We start from the raw sequence: 15,679 nt of genomic DNA on the forward strand, positions 1-15,679 counted from the left end.
GGGCGCACGGGCTACCCCAGCATGACGGCGCGCCGGCGCAACACGGCCGAGCACAGCATCGAGGTGGTGGGCGCCCAGCTGCGCGCCATGATGCCCTGGATCGCCAAGAACAAGCTGGTCGACCAGACCCGCAACTGATCGGCAAGCGCCGTTCCCGGGCCAGGGCCGTGCGCGGCCCTGGCCCTTTTTTGTTTGTTCGCCCCCACGTACACTGCATGGCTTTCCGGACGACGGATTTCATCCCAACACACGACATGCACGACGGAAACGACACCGAAGTGGAGCCCCTGAACGAGGCGCGTCGGCGCCCCAAGGGCATCTACTTCCTGCCCAACATGATCACCCTGGCCGCGCTGTTCGGCGGTTTCTACGCGGTGGTCATGGCCATGAACGGCCGCTACGACCTCGCCACCGTGGGCATCTTCGTGGCCATGGTGCTCGACAGCCTGGACGGTCGCGTGGCCCGCCTCACGAACACGCAGAGCGCCTTCGGCGAGCAGATGGATTCGCTCTCCGACATGGTGTCCTTCGGCGCGGCGCCCGCGCTCATCGCCTACGAATGGAGCCTGCGCGACCTGGGGCGCTGGGGCTGGATCGCCGCCTTCGTCTATTGCGCCTGCGCCGCGCTGCGCCTCGCACGCTTCAATGTCAACACGGGTGTGGTGGACAAGCGCTACTTCCAGGGCCTGCCGTCACCCGCGGCGGCGGCGCTGGTGGCGGGCTTCATCTGGCTCATGCAGGAGGCGGGGGTGCCGCCGCAGGACGTGAGCTGGGTGATGTTCGTGCTCACGCTCTACACCGGCCTCACCATGGTGACCAACGTGCCCTTCTACAGCTTCAAGGACCTGAGCCTGAAGAAGAGCGTGCCTTTCGCCGCGCTGGTGCTGGTGGCCCTGGGCATCGCGGTGATCAACATCCACCCGCCCACCGTGCTGTTCCTGCTGTTCGTGGTCTACGGCCTGTCGGGCTATGGGGTGTACCTGTGGCGAAAGTCCAAGGGCCGGCCCACCAGCGTGATCAGCACCTCCACCGACGAGCCCGACGAACGCGGTCTGCACGACTGATCGGCCATTGAGCCCATGGACAAGCCCTATCGGCCCTCGCGGGCTTTGTGATACATTGCATCGCATGTTTTCCCAAGCCGCCTCGCTGCTACTACTGGCTGTCCTTCACGGGCAGATGCGGTAGCGCGCGAGCGACTCACACCAACGGCCCGTTTGCACCCGCAACGGGCCGTTTGTATTTTGGGGTTGCGGGTTCTGTCGACACGAGAGAGTCCACACCATGCTGAAGCAACCTGCAAGCAAGTACGCCGCTTTTCGGCCCGTCGGCCTCAAGGACCGCACCTGGCCAGACGCCGTGATCCAAAAGGCCCCCGCTTGGCTGAGCACCGATTTGCGCGATGGGAACCAGGCACTGATCGAGCCCATGGACCTGGAGCGCAAGCTGCGCATGTTCCAGCAGCTCGTGAAGATCGGTTTCAAGGAAATCGAGGTGGGCTTCCCCTCGGCCTCGCAGATCGAGTTCGACTTCGTGCGCCGCCTGATCGAAGAGAACCTGATCCCCGACGACGTGACGATCCAGGTGCTCACCCAGGCCCGCGAGCCCCTGATCCGCCGCACCTTCGAGGCGTTGCGAGGTGCGCGCGGCGCGATCGTCCACCTCTACAACGCTACTGCGCCGATCATGCGGCGCGTGGTGCTGGGCATGGACGAGGACGCCATCGTGGAGCTCGCCGTGGACAACGCGCGACTGTTCGCCCGCCTGGCGGCCGAGCAGCCGGACACGCGCTGGACGTTCCAGTACTCGCCCGAGATGTTCTCGGGCACCGAACTCGCCTTCTCCAAGCGGGTGGTCGATGCGGTCACCGCGGTCTGGGCGCCCACACCCGAGCACAAGTGCATCGTCAACCTGCCGTCGACGGTGGAGCACAGCACGCCCAATATCTTCGCCGACATGATCGAGTGGATGCACCGCCACCTGGCGCGGCGCGAATCCATCGTCCTGTCGGTGCACCCGCACAATGACCGCGGTACCGGCACGGCGGCGGGCGAATTCGCGCTCATGGCCGGGGCCGATCGGCTGGAGGGTTGCCTGTTCGGCAATGGCGAGCGCACGGGCAACCTCGACCTCGTCAACGTCGCGCTCAACCTCTACACCCAGGGCGTGTCGCCCGGGCTGGATTTTTCCGATATCGACGAGATCCGCCGGACCGTGGAGCACTGCAACCAACTGCCCGTGCATCCGCGCCACCCCTACGTGGGTGACCTGGTCTATACCTCGTTCTCGGGCTCGCACCAGGACGCGATCAAGAAGGCCTTCGCGGCGCGCCGGGCGGACGACATCTGGAACGTGCCTTATCTGCCCATCGATCCCAAGGACCTGGGCCGCAGCTACGAGGCCGTGATCCGCGTGAACAGCCAATCGGGCAAGGGTGGCATCGCCTACCTGCTCGAGACCGAGTACGGCGTGGAGCTGCCGCGCCGCCTGCAGATCGAGTTCAGCCAGGTGGTGCAGGCCGTGATGGACCTGGACGGCAAGGAACTCACGGCCAAGGATTTGTGGCAGTTGTTCGAGCGCGAGTACGCCCTGTCGGCGCCTGCACCTGCGAACGCGACCACCACCGAGCTGGCCGGCGGCAGCGTGCGTGTCACGGCCGACGTGGACTGGGCGGGCGCGGTGGTGCCCGTGCAAGGGCAGGGCAATGGGCCCATCGACGCCTTCGTCAATGCGCTCAACGCGGCCACCGGCCGGTCGGTGCGCGTGCTCGACTACCATGAGCACGCCATCGGCGCCGGTGCCCAGGCGCAGGCCATGGCCTACATGGAACTGCGCGTGGACGAGCGCCACACGGTTTTCGGCGTGGGGCGTGACACGAACATCGTGTCCGCCTCGTTTAAGGCCATCGTTTCGGGCCTGCGGCGCGTGGCGCCCGAGCAGACGCAGGAAACGATGGAACGCGTGGCGCCCTGAGGCGCGCGAACACAACAAGGAGCCCCCATGAGCGAACAGCTGATCATTTTCGACACCACCCTGCGCGATGGCGAGCAATCACCCGGCGCGTCCATGACCAAGGACGAGAAGCTGCGCATCGCGCGCCAGCTCGAGCGCCTGAAAGTCGACGTGATCGAGGCCGGCTTTGCGGCCAGCTCCAACGGGGACTTCGAGTCTGTGAAGGCCATCGCTGACCACATCAAAGACTCTACGGTGTGCTCGCTGGCGCGGGCGAACGACCGCGACATCGCGCGCGCGGCCGAGGCGCTCAAGGGCGCCAACCGCGCGCGCATCCACACCTTTATCGCCACCAGCGCGCTGCACATGGAGAAGAAGCTGCGCATGACGCCCGAGCAGGTGCTGGAGCAGGCGAAGCAGTCGGTGCGTTTCGCGCGCAATCTGGTGCAGGACATCGAGTTCAGCCCCGAGGACGGTTATCGCAGCGACGTGGACTTTCTCTGCCGCGTGCTCGAGACCGTGATCAAGGAAGGCGCGACCACGCTCAACATCCCCGATACCGTGGGCTACGCGGTGCCCGAGCTCTATGGCCATTTCATCCGCACCCTGCGCGAGAAGATTCCCAACTCGGACAAGGCGATCTGGAGCGTGCATTGCCACAACGACCTGGGCATGGCCGTGGCCAACTCGCTCGCGGGCGTGAAGATCGGGGGCGCGCGCCAGGTGGAATGCACCATCAACGGCCTGGGCGAGCGCGCGGGCAACTGCTCGCTGGAGGAGATCGTGATGGCGGTGCGCACGCGCCGCGATTACTTCGGCCTCGACGTGGCCATCGACACCACTCAGATCGTGCCCGCCAGTCGCATGGTGAGCCAGACCACCGGCTTCGTGGTGCAGCCCAACAAGGCCGTGGTGGGCGCCAACGCCTTCGCGCACGCCAGCGGCATCCACCAGGACGGCGTGCTCAAGGCGCGCGACACCTACGAGATCATGCGCGCCGAGGACGTGGGTTGGAGCGCCAACAAGATCGTGCTGGGCAAGCTCTCGGGCCGCAACGCCTTCAAGCAGCGCCTGCAGGAGCTGGGCATCGAGATGGCGTCCGAGGCCGAGATCAACACGGCCTTCGCCAAGTTCAAGGAATTGGCCGACCGCAAGGCCGAGATCTTCGACGAGGACATCCTGGCCCTGGCGAGCGACGAGAGCGTCACCGCCGAGAAGGAGCAGTACGGCTTCGTCTCGCTGGCCCAGCGCAGTGAGACCGGCGAGCGTCCGCACGCCAGCGTGGTGTTCACCGTGGATGGCAAGGAACTGCGCGGCGACAGCGACGGCAACGGCCCGGTCGATGCCTCGCTCAAGGCGATCGAGCAGCACGTCAAGAGTGGCGCCGAGTTGCTGCTGTATTCGGTGAACGCCATCACCAGCGGCTCCACCGAAAGTCAGGGCGAGGTCACCGTGCGGCTGCAGCATGGTGGCCGCGTGGTCAACGGCGTGGGCGCGGACCCGGACATCGTGGTCGCGTCGGCCAAGGCCTACCTGAGCGCACTCAACAAACTGCACAGCAAGGCCGACCGGGTGGCGGCACAGGGATAAAGTTCAAACGTTTCAACGACTTGTAGAACTTCCTTATTGATCGGTGGAAATTGACCTCCAAACGCGCGTCTATTCCACCGATCACTTAAGACCACCGTCCAAGCTTTTGATATTGCTGATTTTTTTCTGACTCCCTATACTCCGCCCCAGCGCTGGTCCCGTCTTGCTGGAGTTGAGTCATGTTGTTCCGTCCGATCGCCCTGAAATCGCTGATTGCTGCTATGGCGGTTGCGTTGATCGGGGCGCTCGGGCCGACGGGTGTGGCGCAAGCGGCCTCCGGTTCCTCGGCCAAGACCAGCAAGACGAGCAAGGCTGCCAAGGCCCCGGTCAAGAAGACCAGCAAGCCCAAGGTGGCCAGCCGCTCCACCAAGAAGGTCACCAAGACCACCAGGGTCACCACCGCCAAGCGCAAGCAAAGCGTCGCTTCGCGCAAGCTCACGCTGGTCAAGGCAGCGCCCGCGTCCAAGCCCCGTGCCATCAGCGCCAAACCCAGCGTGGTGCGCGTGGCCACGCCACCGGTGGTGTCGGTGGGCCAGCGCCTCGGCCTGCATGGCATGGACGACGCGTTGGACCTGAATTCCAGCGTGGCCCTGGTCGTGGACCAGCAGACCAATGAGGTGCTGTTCTCCAAGAACGATTCGGCCGTGCTGCCCATCGCCTCGCTCACCAAGCTCATGACCGGCCTGGTCGTCGTGGAGGCGGGCCTGAACATGAACGAGGTGATCACCATCACCAGCGAGGACGTCGACACCCTCAAGGGAAGCCGCTCGCGCCTGGCCGTGGGCACCCAGCTGACGCGCGGCGAGTTGATGCACCTGGCGCTGATGTCGAGCGAGAACCGCGCGGCGCATGCGCTGGGCCGCACCTATCCCGGTGGCCTCGATGTGTTCGTGCGCCGCATGAACGCCAAGGCCGCCGAGCTGGGCATGCACGACACGCGCTACGTGGAGCCCACGGGGCTGTCCAGCGACAACCGCTCGAGCGCCCGCGATCTGGCCACTCTGGTGTCGACCGCCTATGAACGCCCCATGCTGCGCGACCTGTCCACGTCGCCGGGTTATGAAGTGGACGTGGGCCGCCGCACGCTGCAGTACAACAACTCCAACCGCCTGGTGAAGAACCCCGAGTGGGACATCGGCCTGCAGAAGACCGGCTACATCTCCGAAGCGGGTCGCTGCTTGGTGATGCAGGCCCGCGTGGCCGGCCGCCAACTGATCATGGTGTTCCTTGACGCGAGTGGCAAGCTGGGCCGCGTGCAGGACGCCGAGCGCGTGCGCCGTTGGGTGGAGCACCAGGGCGAATTGCTCGCCAGCAAGGTGCGTCCCCAGGGCTGATGCCCGGGCAAGGCCGGCGCGTCAGCGGCTGGCCGGAAAGCCCAGCGCGGCCGAGATCTCGGCCGCCGTGGCCTTGAGGCGGGGCAGCCAGCCTTCGTCGATGCGATCGGCCGGCGCCGAGATCGACAAACCCGCCACCAGCTTGCGCTGGTCGTCGTAGATGCCGGCGGCCATGCAGCGCACGCCCATCTCCAGTTCCTCGTTGTCGCGCGCCACGCCAGCCTGGCGGCATTGCGCGAGTTCACGCTCCAGTGCCGGCAGCTGGGTGAAGCTGTTGCGTGTATTGCCGGCCAGGCCGGTGCGGGTGGCGTAGGCGCGCACGCGCGTGGGGTCGTCGTCGGCCAGGAAAAGCTTGCCCACCGAGGTGAGGTGCAGCGGCGCACGGCCTCCGATGGCACGCACCACCTGCATGCCCGAGCGCTCGCTGTAGGCGCGCTCCACGTAGACGATCTCATCGCCCTGGCGCACGCTGAGGTTCACCGGCTGCTGAATCTGCTTGTGCAGCTCGCGCATGGGCCCGAGGGCGGCGTCGCGCACGCTCAGCCGGGCCTTGACCAGGTTGCCGAGCTCCAGCAAGCGCATGCCCAGCCGGTAGCTGCCCGCCTCGGGGCGGTCGACGAAGCGGCCGATGGTCAGGTCATTGAGGATGCGGTGCGCCGTGGAGGGATGCAGGCCGGTCTTCTCGCTGATTTCCTTCAGCGAGACCGCCTCCTCGCGCGAGGCCAGCACCTCCAGCAGGTTGAACATGCGCTCCAGCACCTGAACGGTGGGGGCGGTGGGGGGGGAGTCGGATCGTTTGCTCATGGTCGGATGTGCAAACCCCATCTTACAAGATGAAATCGCCGCACCGCAGCATCGGTGAAAAACCCTGCGGTGGGATCGAATCAGGCGTCGGCCGCGGTCCAGCGGCCGTCCACCAGGACCTCGTGCGGGCGGAAGCTGGCCTTGTAGTTCATCTTGGGGCTCTGCGCGATCCAGTAGCCCAGGTAGACGTGGGGCAGCTCGAGCGCCCGCGCCTGCTCGATCTGCCAGAGCACGCTGTAGGTGCCGTAGCTGCAGCGCTCGTCGGGCTCGTAGAAGGTGTAGACCGCGGAGAGGCCGTCGTTGAGCACGTCGATGATCGAGACCATCTTGAGCCGCGCCGGCCGGCCCTGGGCGTCGGGTTCATGGAACTCCACCAGGCGCGAGTTGACGCGGCTTTGCAGCAGGAATTGGGTGTACTGGTCCACGCTGTCGTGGTCCATGCCGCCGCCCGCGTGGCGGCTGTTCTGGTAACGCAGGTACAGCTGGTAGTGCTCGGGCATGAAGCACAGCTTGAGCACACGGGTGATGAACCCACTGTGCTGGCGCTGGCTGCGCCGTTGGCTGCGGTTGGGTTGGAAGCCCGCCACCGGCACGCGCAGCGGCACGCAGGCGCTGCAGCCGTCGCAGTAAGGGCGGTAGGTGAACATGCCACTGCGACGAAAGCCGTGCGTGACCAGATCGGAATAGGCGTCGTTGTGGATGAGGTGGCTGGGCGTGGCCACCTGGGAGCGCGCCTGCCGTCCCGCCAGGTAGCTGCAGGGATAGGGCGCGGTGGCGTAGAACTGCAGCGCCTGGAGCGGGAGGTCCTTGAGGTGCGTCACGCGCGTTCGTCGCCGATGGAAAGGTGCTCGCGCCAGTATACGGGCCGGAATTCCCATCGGGGCGCGGGCTGCAGCAGCGCCAGGCGCACGTGCTGCACGAAGGGATCGCGCGGCATCAGCCGCCCGCCCATGGAGGCCAGGTGGGCGGTGTTTTGCTGGCAATCCACCAGCGTGATGCCGTGCCGCCGGCACAGCGCCATCAGGCCCGCCAGGGCGATCTTGGAGGCGTCGCTGCGCCGGCTGAACATGGATTCGCCAAACACCATGGCACCGAGGTTGACCACGTACAGGCCGCCGGCCAGCTCGCCGTCGATCCAGGTTTCCACCGAATGGGCCATGCCGGCGCGGTGCAGGCGCGTATAGGCCTGCACCATGGCCGGCAGTATCCAGGTGCCGCTCTGGCCGTCGCGCGGGGTCTGGGCGCAGGCCAGGATCACGCGCTCGAAGTCGTGGTCGATGCGCAGCTCCAGCCGCTGCGCGTTCAGCAGCTTCTGGATGGTCTTGCGCAGCGAACGGTGCAGCCGGAACTCGGTCGGCGACAGCACCATGCGCGGATCGGTGCTCCACCACAGGATGGGCTGGCCCGAGCTGTACCAGGGAAAGATGCCACGCGAATAGGCGGCCACGAGCGTGGGCACGTCCAGCACGCCGCCGGCGGCCAACAGGCCGGGGGCGGGGTCGTGCGGGCCCCAGGCCTGTTCCACCGGCGGGAAGGGCTCCCCCGGCTCCAGCCAGGGCAGCGGTCGGGTCGGGGGCGTCTGGGTCATGGCGCGAGAGGTATGGCCGCTATTGTGCGCGGCGCCCCCGCGGCATCAAGTGCGCGCGGGCAAAACGCGACCGGTCAGGCGTCCCGGCAGCAGGCGCCAGGGCAGCCACACGGTCAGCACACCGATGGCGTCGGCCAGCCAATCGATCCATTCACCGTAGCGCCAGCCCGCGGCCAGTTGCATGAGTTCGATCAGACCACCCCACAGGATGAGCCCCGCCACCACCGCGCCGGCCCGGCGCGGGTAGGCCAGCAGTCCCCACAGCGCCAGCCAGGCGAAGCCCAGGGCGTGCTGGGCCTTGTCCCAGATGTTCATGGCCTGCGGCGGCAGCAGTTCGACCGGCACCAGCGAGGCGATGGTGAGGCCGAGCAGGCTGCACCAGAACCCCACGGCGATCAGGCGTTGCATGGCGTGCGTGAAGACGAAGGCGCAAAAACGACAACGGCCTTCGCGAGAAGGCCGTTGTGCGGGTGTTGGGTGGCTCCCCGACCTGGACTCGAACCAGGGACCTGCGGATTAACAGTCCGTCGCTCTACCGACTGAGCTATCAGGGAACAGCCTCAAATTATAGCGTTGTTTTGAAGCGTTTCCGGGCGGGCCCGAAGAAAGTCAGCGTTCTGCCTCGGGGGCCACGCCGAGCAGCCGGTGCAGGCGGGGGCTGGTGGTGGTGTATTGCAGCGGTACGCGCTCCTCGGGGCGCAAACACGCGACGGCGGCGAAGGCGGCCAGCGTGGCTTCGTGGAAGCCGCAGAGGATGAGTTTTTTCTTGCCCGGGTAGGTGTTGATGTCGCCCACCGCGTACAGGCCGGGTTCGCTGGTCTCGAAGCTTTCGGGGTTCACCACGAGCTGCTTGCGCTCCATGGCCAGGCCCCAGTCGGCGATGGGCCCCAGGCGCGGCGACAGGCCCAGGGCGACGATCAATTGGTCCAGCGCCAGGGTCTGTGTCTGGCCTTGGGGATCGAGCAACTGCAGGCCGCGCAGCCGCGCGCCTTCCAGGTCCAGCCCCAGGGGCTGGCCGACCACCAGCCTCACGCGGCCCGAGGCGATGGCGTCTTGCACGCGCGCGAGCGCGGCCTCGTCGTCGGCTTGCAGCACCTCGCGCCGGTGCAGCAGGCTCAGGCCCGCGGGGGGCTGGGCGCTGTCGAGCAGGCGCAACGCCCAGTCGATCGCGAGCGCGTCGCCGCCGTGCACCACCACATGCTGGCCGCGCCAGTCGCGGGTGGCGTCGAAGCGGTGGTGCACCTGCTGGCCTTCCAGGGCCTCGATGCCGTCGAGCTTCAGGCGCTTGGGCTGGAAGGCGCCCACGCCCGCGGCGATGAACACCAGGCGCGCGAGGAAGTCCTGGCCCGCGCTGGTGCGAACGGCCCAGCGGCCATCGGCCTCGCGCGCGAGCGCGCTCACCGATTGGTCGAGGTGGAGCCGGGGCTGGAAGGGCTTGACCTGCAGCAGCAGCCGATCGACCAACTCCCGGCCGCTGCACACGGGCAGGCCGGGAATGTCGTAGATGGGCTTGTCGGGGTAGAGCTCGGCGGGCTGACCGCCGGCGTGGGGCAGGGCGTCGACCACCTGCGCCCGGATGTCCTGCAGGCCGAGCTGGAAGACCTGCCACAGCCCCACGGGGCCGGCACCAATGACGAGCGCGTCGGTCTCGATCGGCGCGGTAGGGGTCACTGGAAAACCTTTGCTCGGCGCGCTGCGGCGCGAGCGCCTTCGGGCGGCCGGGCGGCGCTCATGGACTCAGCGGATCAGCTGGTCGAGCTTGCCGGTCTTGTCCTTCCACTCTTCGGCGTCGGGCAGCGCGGCCTTGCGCTTGGTGATGCTCTTCCAGGTGGGCAGGCGGGCCAGCTCGGCGTTGAGCGCCGTCATGTGCAGCTGGTCCTTGGGCAGGTCTTCCTCGGCGTAGATGGCGCTCACCGGGCATTCGGGGATGCAGACCGCGCAGTCGATGCACTCGTCGGGGTCGATGGTGAGGAAGTTCGGGCCTTCGCGGAAGCAGTCCACGGGGCAGACATCGACGCAATCGGTGTACTTGCAGCGGATGCAGGCTTCGGTGACGACGTGGGTCATGGTGGCGGATCGGGCAGACGGAAAGCGGTGATTTTACGGTGCCGCACCCGACCGGCCGGGCTTGCCCTTGGTGGCTTCCCGGTCGGTGTCTGTGGGGTTATTCAGCGCACGAGCACGGCGCCGGCCGTGCGGTGGCTGGCGGTGTCCACCAGCACCAGCGAGCCCAGGGCGCGCGATTCGGCGAACGGCCGCGTGGCCAGCGGCTCCTGCAGCGCGAGTTCGATGTGGCCGATGGCGTTGGGCGGCAGTTCGCGGGCGTCGTGTTCGGCCAGGGTGTGGATGTCGAGCTGGTGCGCGATGCGCTTGACCTTGGCCTTGACCCAGCGGTGGCCGTGCAGGGCCCAGTAGACGCGGCCCGGCACCAGGGGCTCGTCGTCCAGCCAGGCGACGGTGGCGGCGATCTCGCGCTGCGCGTCGAGCGAGGCGTCCGCGTCGTCCACCCCGAGCAGCCAGTCGCCGCGTGAGACGTCGAGCTCGCGGTCGAGCACGATGCCCGCGCTGTGACCGGCGGACACCTCGCCGGGCCGGCGCACATGGTCGAGCACCTGCGCCACCACGGCGGTCTGGCCCCGGGGCGCCACGCGCACAGCCTGGCCCGGGCGCAACTGCCCGGCGGCCACGCGGCCCCAGAACACGCGCCGACCCTGGGAGGTGTCGGACGAGGACGAGAACTTCTCCACCCACTGTACCGGGAAGGCCAGCGGCAGCTCGGCGTCGGGTTCCGTTACCGGCAGGTGCTCCAGGATTTCCAGCAGCGTGGGGCCGTGGTAGCCGCACCAGCCGGCTTTCGCTGCCTCGTCCACCACGTTCCAACCGTTCAGGGCGGACACCGGCACCACGGCCGTCACGTCGAGCCCGGCCTGCTGGGCAAAGGCGTACAGCGCGGCCTTGATGTGGGTGTAGGCGGTGGCACCGTCGTCCACCGCGTCGAGCTTGTTCACCGCGAACACCACCGAGGGCACGCGCAGCAGCTTGACCAGCAGGCTGTGGCGGCGCGTCTGCGGCAGCAGGGCCAGGGCGGGGTCGCGCCAGTCGAGCTTGGTGGCGTCGACCAGCACCACGGCGGCGTCGGCGCTGCTGGCCGCGGTGACCATGTTGCGCGTGTACTGCTCGTGGCCCGGGGCGTCGCCGATGATGAACTTGCGCTGCTCGGTGCTGAAGTAGCGGTAGGCCACGTCGATGGTGATGCCTTGCTCGCGCTCGGCCGACAGGCCGTCGGTGAGCAGGGCCAGGTCGGTCTGGCCCAGGCGCTGCACGCCGGCCAGGTGGTCCTGCAGCACGGCCTTGCTGTCGACCAGCAGGCGGCCGATGAGCGTGCTCTTGCCGTCGTCGACGCTGCCGCAGGTGATCAGGCGCAGCGCGGCGCGGGTGTCTTGCGAGGTGGCGGTGCTCATCAGAAGTAACCCTCTTTCTTGCGGCGCTCCATGGAAGCGTCGCTGGTCTTGTCGTCCATGCGGGTGGCGCCACGCTCGCTGACCTCGGCGGCCAGGGTCTCAATCACGATCTGCTGCGGCGTGGCGGCCGTGCTTTCCACGGGGCAGGTGCAGGTGATGTCGCCCACGGTGCGAAAGCGCACGTCGCGCCGTTCCACCCGCTCGCCTTCGCGCGGCGGGGTGAGCTCGGTCACCGGCACCAGCAGGCCGCGGCGGTCCACCACCTCGCGCGGGTGGGTGTAGTAGATGGAGGGCAGGCCGATGTCCTCGCGCGCGATGTACTGCCAGACGTCGAGCTCGGTCCAGTTGCTGATGGGGAACACGCGGAAGTGCTCGCCGGGCTGCAGGCGGGTGTTGAACAGGGTCCAGAGCTCGGGGCGCTGGGCCTTGGGCTGCCACTGGCCGAAGCCGTCGCGGTGCGAAAAGATGCGCTCCTTGGCGCGCGCCTTTTCTTCGTCGCGCCGCGCGCCACCGATCAGGGCGTCGAAACGGAACTCCTCGATGGCCTCCAGCAGCGTGACCGATTGGTGCACGTTGCGGCTCTCGCCCGGGTGGGCCAGGCGCACGGTGCCGCGCGCCATGGAGTCTTCCACGCGGCGAACGATCAGCTCGGCGCCGAGTTCTTTCGCGCGCTGGTCGCGGAAATCCGTCACCTCGGGAAAGTTGTGGCCGGTGTCGATCATCAGCAGCGGGTAGGGAATGCGGCCGGCGCCGAAGGCCTTCTCGGCGCACTTGAGCATGACCAGCGAGTCCTTGCCGCCCGAGAAGAGCAGGGCGGGGCGCTCGAAGGCGCCGGCCACCTCGCGCAGGATGAAGATGGTTTCTTCTTCCAGCGCGTCCAGGTGGGCGTTGCTGAGCTGGTGGCCGCTGTCGTGCAGCAGGGCGGCTTCGATCACGGCGGGGTCTGGGCGGGCGTTCATGCGGGGGTCCGATCGAGAGAGGAGGCGGCGGGCGGCACGTGCAACCCGCATTCCTTGGCGCTTTCCTGCTCCCACCACCAGCGGCCGGCGCGGAAGTCCTCGCCCACGCTGATGGCGCGGGTGCAGGGCTCGCAGCCGATGCTGGGGAAGAAGCGGTCGTGCAGTTCGTTGGTGTCCAGGCCGTGCAAGGCGATGAAATGCCACACGTCGCCCCAGGTCCAGTCCACCAGCGGGCTGATCTTCACGCGCTCGGGTTCCTGGATCACTTCGCCAACCTCGGCGCGCGCGTTCGATTGCTCGCGCCGCAGGCCGGTGATCCAGCCGTCGTGGCCGGCCAGGGCGCGCGACAGCGGCTCCATCTTGCGCACGTCGCAGCAGGCCTTGCGCAGCTCGATGCTGCGGTACATGGCGTCCTCGCCATGGCGGCGCACGAAGTGCACCACCGATTCGTGCCTGGGCCGGAACACGCGCACGCTGGTGGCGTAGCGGCGTTCAATCTTGGGGATCATGGCCAGGGTTTCGGCGTGCAGCTTGCCGGTCTCCAGGACGAAGACGCTGGCCTCGACGCCGGCGAGGTGGACCAGGTGGGTGACCACCATGTCCTCGGCGCCCAGGCTGGACGCCTGCGTGAGGCGTGGGTGCGCGGAGGCCTGCTCGCGCAGCAGCGCGATGGCGCGCTCCACCTTGGCCGCGAAGTCGGCCGAGGGGTGGTTGTAGAGATCGATGGCGCTCATGGCAGGTCCTCAGGCGTTCGCGAAGCGCGGCTGCGGCTGCAACGCGTCGCCCTGGTAGAAGCCGCCGTAGTGCCGCAGCAGGCGCTCGGCGTGCGCCAGGTCCTGGTCGGCCTTGAGCACGGCCTGGCTGAAGCCGCTGCGCTGCATCTGCAGCAGCTGGTCGATCAGCACCTCGCCGGTGGCGCGGATGTCGCCGGTGAAGCCCAGGCGACGGCGCAGCAGGAAGGCCTGGCTGAAGGCGCGGCCGTCGCTGAACTTGGGGAACTGCAGTTCGACCACGCGCACACCGCTCAGGTCGGCCTCGCGTGGGTCGTCGGTGTTGGCCAGCACGCGGCGTTCGGCCTCGGTTTCGGGGGGGCTGAAGGTGTCGGCGCGCAGCAGCTGGATGCTCATGTTCGGCTCCTGGTTCAGACAGTGGCGGCGTCGACGGGACGCGCGGTGGTGCTGCGCACGGCGTTGGCGGCCTGCTTGAACGGGTCGAGGCCGATCCGGCGCAGGGTGGCGATGAAAGGTTCGCCGTCCTCGCGTTGGGCGCGGTAGGTGTCGAGCAGGGCCTCGATGACCTCGGGCACCTCGTTGGCCGCGAAGGACGGGCCGATGACCTTGCCCGGCGTGGCCTCGCCCGACAGGCGCTTGCCGTCGGAGCCGCCCAGCGTCACCTGGTACCACTCCTGGCCGTCCTTGTCGACGCCGAGCACGCCGATGTGGCCGCTGTGGTGGTGGCCGCAGCTGTTGATGCAGCCGCTCATGTGCAGGTCGATCTCGCCGATGTCGTGCAGCTCGTCGAGGTCGGCGTAGCGCGCGAGCACGGCCTGGGCGATGGGCAGCGAGCGCGCGTTGGCGAGATCGCAGAAATCGCCGCCGGGGCAGGCGATCATGTCGGTGAGCAGGCCGATGTTGGGCTTGGCCAGACCCAGGCGGCGCGCCTCGCGCCACAGCTCGGGCAACTGGTCGCAGCGCACCCAGGGCAGCAGCAGGTTCTGCGTGTGCGTCACGCGCGCCTCGCCGCCGGAGAAGCGGTCGGCCAGCTCGGCCGCGCGCTCCAGCTGCTCGGCCGTGGCGTCGCCGGGCGACTGGCCCAGGCGCTTGAAGGAGAGCGTGACCGCGCGCAGGTCGGGGTTCTTGTGCGCCACCACGTTGCGGGTGAGCCAGCGGCTGAATTCCAGGTCGTCCTCGGCCGCGGCCTTGAGGATGTGGGCGATCTTGGCGTCGGCGCTCTTGCGGTCGCAGGCCAGCGCGGGCGGCGTGAAGAAGGCGCTGACGCGGGCCAGCTCGGCGGCGGTGATGGTGTGCGGCGCGCCGTCCAGCTCGAGGATGTCGCGGTACTCGGCCTCGACCTGGTCGGCGAAGGCCTGGCCCTCGGCCTTCACGATGATCTTGATGCGCGCCTTGTACATGTTGTCGCGCCGGCCGAAGCGGTTGTAGGCGCGCACCACGGCTTCCAGGTAGTTGAGCATCTGGTCCCAGGGCAGGAACTCGCGCAGCACGGTGCCGATGATGGGCGTGCGGCCCATGCCGCCGCCCACGCGCACCTGGAAGCCCAGCTCGCCGTCGACGTTGTGCAGCAGGCGCAGGCCCACGTCGTGCCAGGGCGTGGCGGCGCGGTCTTCGCGGGCGCCGGTGATGGCCACCTTGAACTTGCGCGGCAGGAAGGCGAACTCGTGGTGCAGGGTGCTCCACTGGCGCAGGATCTCGGCGAAGGGCCGGGGGTCGGCCACCTCGTCCACGGCGATGCCGGCCAGGGCATCGGAGGTGGTGTTGCGAATGCAGTTGCCGCTGGTCTGGATGCCGTGCAGGCCCACGCTGGCCAGCAACTCCATCACGTCGGCCGAGCGCGCCAGTGGAATCCAGTTGAACTGCACGTTGGAGCGCGTGGTGAAGTGCGCCGTGCGGTCGGGCAGGCTCGGCACGTCGGACAGGCCGGCGTTGGCCTTGGAAATGTCGTTGTCTTCCTTGTGGTCGAACTCGCGCGCCACGCGGGCCAGCACGCGCAGCTGCTCGCTGTTGATCTCCCCATAGGGCACGGCCACACGCAGCATGGGCGCAAAGCGCTGGATGTACCAGCCGTTCTGCAGGCGCAGCGGCTTGAAGGCGTCGTCGGAGAGGGTGCCGGCCTGCCAGCGCTCCAGCTGGTCGCGGTACTGGGCGGCGCGCTGTTGCACGAACTGGCGGTCGAAAGCGTCGTGGCGGTACATGGATCGGGCGATGGGACCACCGGAGCGGTCGGCGATTCGTGGGGATGCCCGGCACTGTAGAA

The 15,679-nt window shown here is 68.1% G+C and carries 15 protein-coding genes, 1 tRNA gene and 1 pseudogene; 5 read left to right on the forward strand and 12 right to left on the reverse strand.

Annotated features, from left to right (window positions below):
- The 5 genes and pseudogenes from BHU06_RS22560 to BHU06_RS14275 form a co-directional block, all read left to right on the forward strand.
- Positions 1-138 (forward strand): annotated as a pseudogene (locus tag BHU06_RS22560) (ketol-acid reductoisomerase); the annotation flags it as partial.
- Between the two features lie 116 nt (positions 139-254).
- Complete coding sequence (pssA, locus tag BHU06_RS14260; RefSeq protein ID WP_070399879.1) at positions 255-1,064, forward strand: CDP-diacylglycerol--serine O-phosphatidyltransferase; 810 nt, start codon at positions 255-257, stop codon at positions 1,062-1,064.
- A 220-nt stretch (positions 1,065-1,284) separates the two neighbouring features.
- Positions 1,285-2,973, forward strand: coding sequence for a 2-isopropylmalate synthase (gene leuA, locus BHU06_RS14265; RefSeq protein ID WP_070399880.1), 1,689 nt, complete (start codon positions 1,285-1,287; stop codon positions 2,971-2,973).
- Positions 2,974-3,000: 27 nt separating this feature from the next.
- Positions 3,001-4,542: a 2-isopropylmalate synthase gene (locus BHU06_RS14270; protein WP_070399881.1), complete on the forward strand. Its 1,542-nt coding sequence runs from the start codon at positions 3,001-3,003 to the stop codon at positions 4,540-4,542.
- A gap of 179 nt (positions 4,543-4,721) precedes the next feature.
- Positions 4,722-5,876 (forward strand): serine hydrolase, encoded by a 1,155-nt coding sequence (locus BHU06_RS14275; protein ID WP_070399882.1) that lies wholly within the window; start codon positions 4,722-4,724, stop codon positions 5,874-5,876.
- 21 nt (positions 5,877-5,897) lie between these two features.
- Here the strand turns inward: BHU06_RS14275 and BHU06_RS14280 are convergent, their stop codons facing one another.
- The 12 genes from BHU06_RS14280 to BHU06_RS14335 form a co-directional block, all read right to left on the reverse strand.
- Positions 5,898-6,680, reverse strand: a complete 783-nt coding sequence (locus tag BHU06_RS14280) for an IclR family transcriptional regulator (RefSeq protein WP_070399883.1) — start codon at positions 6,678-6,680, stop codon at positions 5,898-5,900.
- 80 nt (positions 6,681-6,760) lie between these two features.
- Positions 6,761-7,501 carry an arginyltransferase gene (locus BHU06_RS14285; protein ID WP_070399884.1) on the reverse strand — a complete coding sequence of 247 codons (741 nt, stop codon included), beginning with the start codon at positions 7,499-7,501 and terminating at the stop codon, positions 6,761-6,763.
- Positions 7,498-8,268, reverse strand: coding sequence for a leucyl/phenylalanyl-tRNA--protein transferase (aat, locus tag BHU06_RS14290; RefSeq protein WP_070399885.1), 771 nt, complete (start codon positions 8,266-8,268; stop codon positions 7,498-7,500). Before aat ends, BHU06_RS14285 begins: the two co-directional genes overlap by 4 nt.
- Positions 8,269-8,313: 45 nt before the next feature.
- Positions 8,314-8,676: a VanZ family protein gene (locus BHU06_RS14295; protein ID WP_070399886.1), complete on the reverse strand. Its 363-nt coding sequence runs from the start codon at positions 8,674-8,676 to the stop codon at positions 8,314-8,316.
- Positions 8,677-8,746: 70 nt separating this feature from the next.
- A tRNA-Asn gene (locus BHU06_RS14300) sits at positions 8,747-8,822 on the reverse strand.
- 55 nt (positions 8,823-8,877) lie between these two features.
- Entirely contained in the window at positions 8,878-9,939 is a 1,062-nt protein-coding gene (locus BHU06_RS14305) for an NAD(P)/FAD-dependent oxidoreductase (RefSeq protein ID WP_070399887.1), read from the reverse strand.
- A gap of 66 nt (positions 9,940-10,005) precedes the next feature.
- Entirely contained in the window at positions 10,006-10,335 is a 330-nt protein-coding gene (gene fdxA, locus BHU06_RS14310; protein ID WP_070399888.1) for a ferredoxin FdxA, read from the reverse strand.
- 101 nt (positions 10,336-10,436) lie between these two features.
- A complete protein-coding gene (locus tag BHU06_RS14315) occupies positions 10,437-11,729 on the reverse strand; it encodes a sulfate adenylyltransferase subunit 1 (RefSeq protein ID WP_070399889.1) in 1,293 nt (430 codons plus the stop codon).
- Complete coding sequence (cysD, locus tag BHU06_RS14320) at positions 11,729-12,688, reverse strand: sulfate adenylyltransferase subunit CysD (protein ID WP_070399890.1); 960 nt, start codon at positions 12,686-12,688, stop codon at positions 11,729-11,731. Before cysD ends, BHU06_RS14315 begins: the two co-directional genes overlap by 1 nt.
- A complete protein-coding gene (locus tag BHU06_RS14325) occupies positions 12,685-13,422 on the reverse strand; it encodes a phosphoadenylyl-sulfate reductase (protein WP_070399891.1) in 738 nt (245 codons plus the stop codon). The genes cysD and BHU06_RS14325 overlap by 4 nt, the downstream gene beginning before the upstream one ends.
- Before the next feature lie 9 nt (positions 13,423-13,431).
- A complete protein-coding gene (locus tag BHU06_RS14330) occupies positions 13,432-13,815 on the reverse strand; it encodes a DUF934 domain-containing protein (RefSeq protein ID WP_070399892.1) in 384 nt (127 codons plus the stop codon).
- Positions 13,816-13,829: 14 nt separating this feature from the next.
- The gene (locus BHU06_RS14335) at positions 13,830-15,617 is read right to left on the reverse strand and encodes a nitrite/sulfite reductase (protein WP_070399893.1); all 1,788 of its coding nucleotides are present in this window, start codon (positions 15,615-15,617) and stop codon (positions 13,830-13,832) included.
- Positions 15,618-15,679: the final 62 nt, after the last annotated feature.

The sequence above is a fragment of the Hydrogenophaga sp. PML113 genome, assembly GCF_001777155.1.
Lineage (GTDB): Bacteria > Pseudomonadota > Gammaproteobacteria > Burkholderiales > Burkholderiaceae_C > Hydrogenophaga > Hydrogenophaga borbori.

Bases quoted from the DNA above. Each gene is read 5' to 3' on its own strand.
- pssA (WP_070399879.1), top strand. From the start codon at position 255: ATGCACGACGGAAACGACACCGAAGTGGAGCCCCTGAACGAGGCGCGT.
- leuA (WP_070399880.1), top strand. From the start codon at position 1,285: ATGCTGAAGCAACCTGCAAGCAAGTACGCCGCTTTTCGGCCCGTCGGC.
- BHU06_RS14270 (WP_070399881.1), top strand. From the start codon at position 3,001: ATGAGCGAACAGCTGATCATTTTCGACACCACCCTGCGCGATGGCGAG.
- BHU06_RS14275 (WP_070399882.1), top strand. From the start codon at position 4,722: ATGTTGTTCCGTCCGATCGCCCTGAAATCGCTGATTGCTGCTATGGCG.
- BHU06_RS14280 (WP_070399883.1), bottom strand. From the start codon at position 6,680: ATGAGCAAACGATCCGACTCCCCCCCCACCGCCCCCACCGTTCAGGTG.
- aat (WP_070399885.1), bottom strand. From the start codon at position 8,268: ATGACCCAGACGCCCCCGACCCGACCGCTGCCCTGGCTGGAGCCGGGG.
- BHU06_RS14295 (WP_070399886.1), bottom strand. From the start codon at position 8,676: ATGCAACGCCTGATCGCCGTGGGGTTCTGGTGCAGCCTGCTCGGCCTC.
- fdxA (WP_070399888.1), bottom strand. From the start codon at position 10,335: ATGACCCACGTCGTCACCGAAGCCTGCATCCGCTGCAAGTACACCGAT.
- BHU06_RS14315 (WP_070399889.1), bottom strand. From the start codon at position 11,729: ATGAGCACCGCCACCTCGCAAGACACCCGCGCCGCGCTGCGCCTGATC.
- cysD (WP_070399890.1), bottom strand. From the start codon at position 12,688: ATGAACGCCCGCCCAGACCCCGCCGTGATCGAAGCCGCCCTGCTGCAC.
- BHU06_RS14325 (WP_070399891.1), bottom strand. From the start codon at position 13,422: ATGAGCGCCATCGATCTCTACAACCACCCCTCGGCCGACTTCGCGGCC.
- BHU06_RS14330 (WP_070399892.1), bottom strand. From the start codon at position 13,815: ATGAGCATCCAGCTGCTGCGCGCCGACACCTTCAGCCCCCCCGAAACC.
- BHU06_RS14335 (WP_070399893.1), bottom strand. From the start codon at position 15,617: ATGTACCGCCACGACGCTTTCGACCGCCAGTTCGTGCAACAGCGCGCC.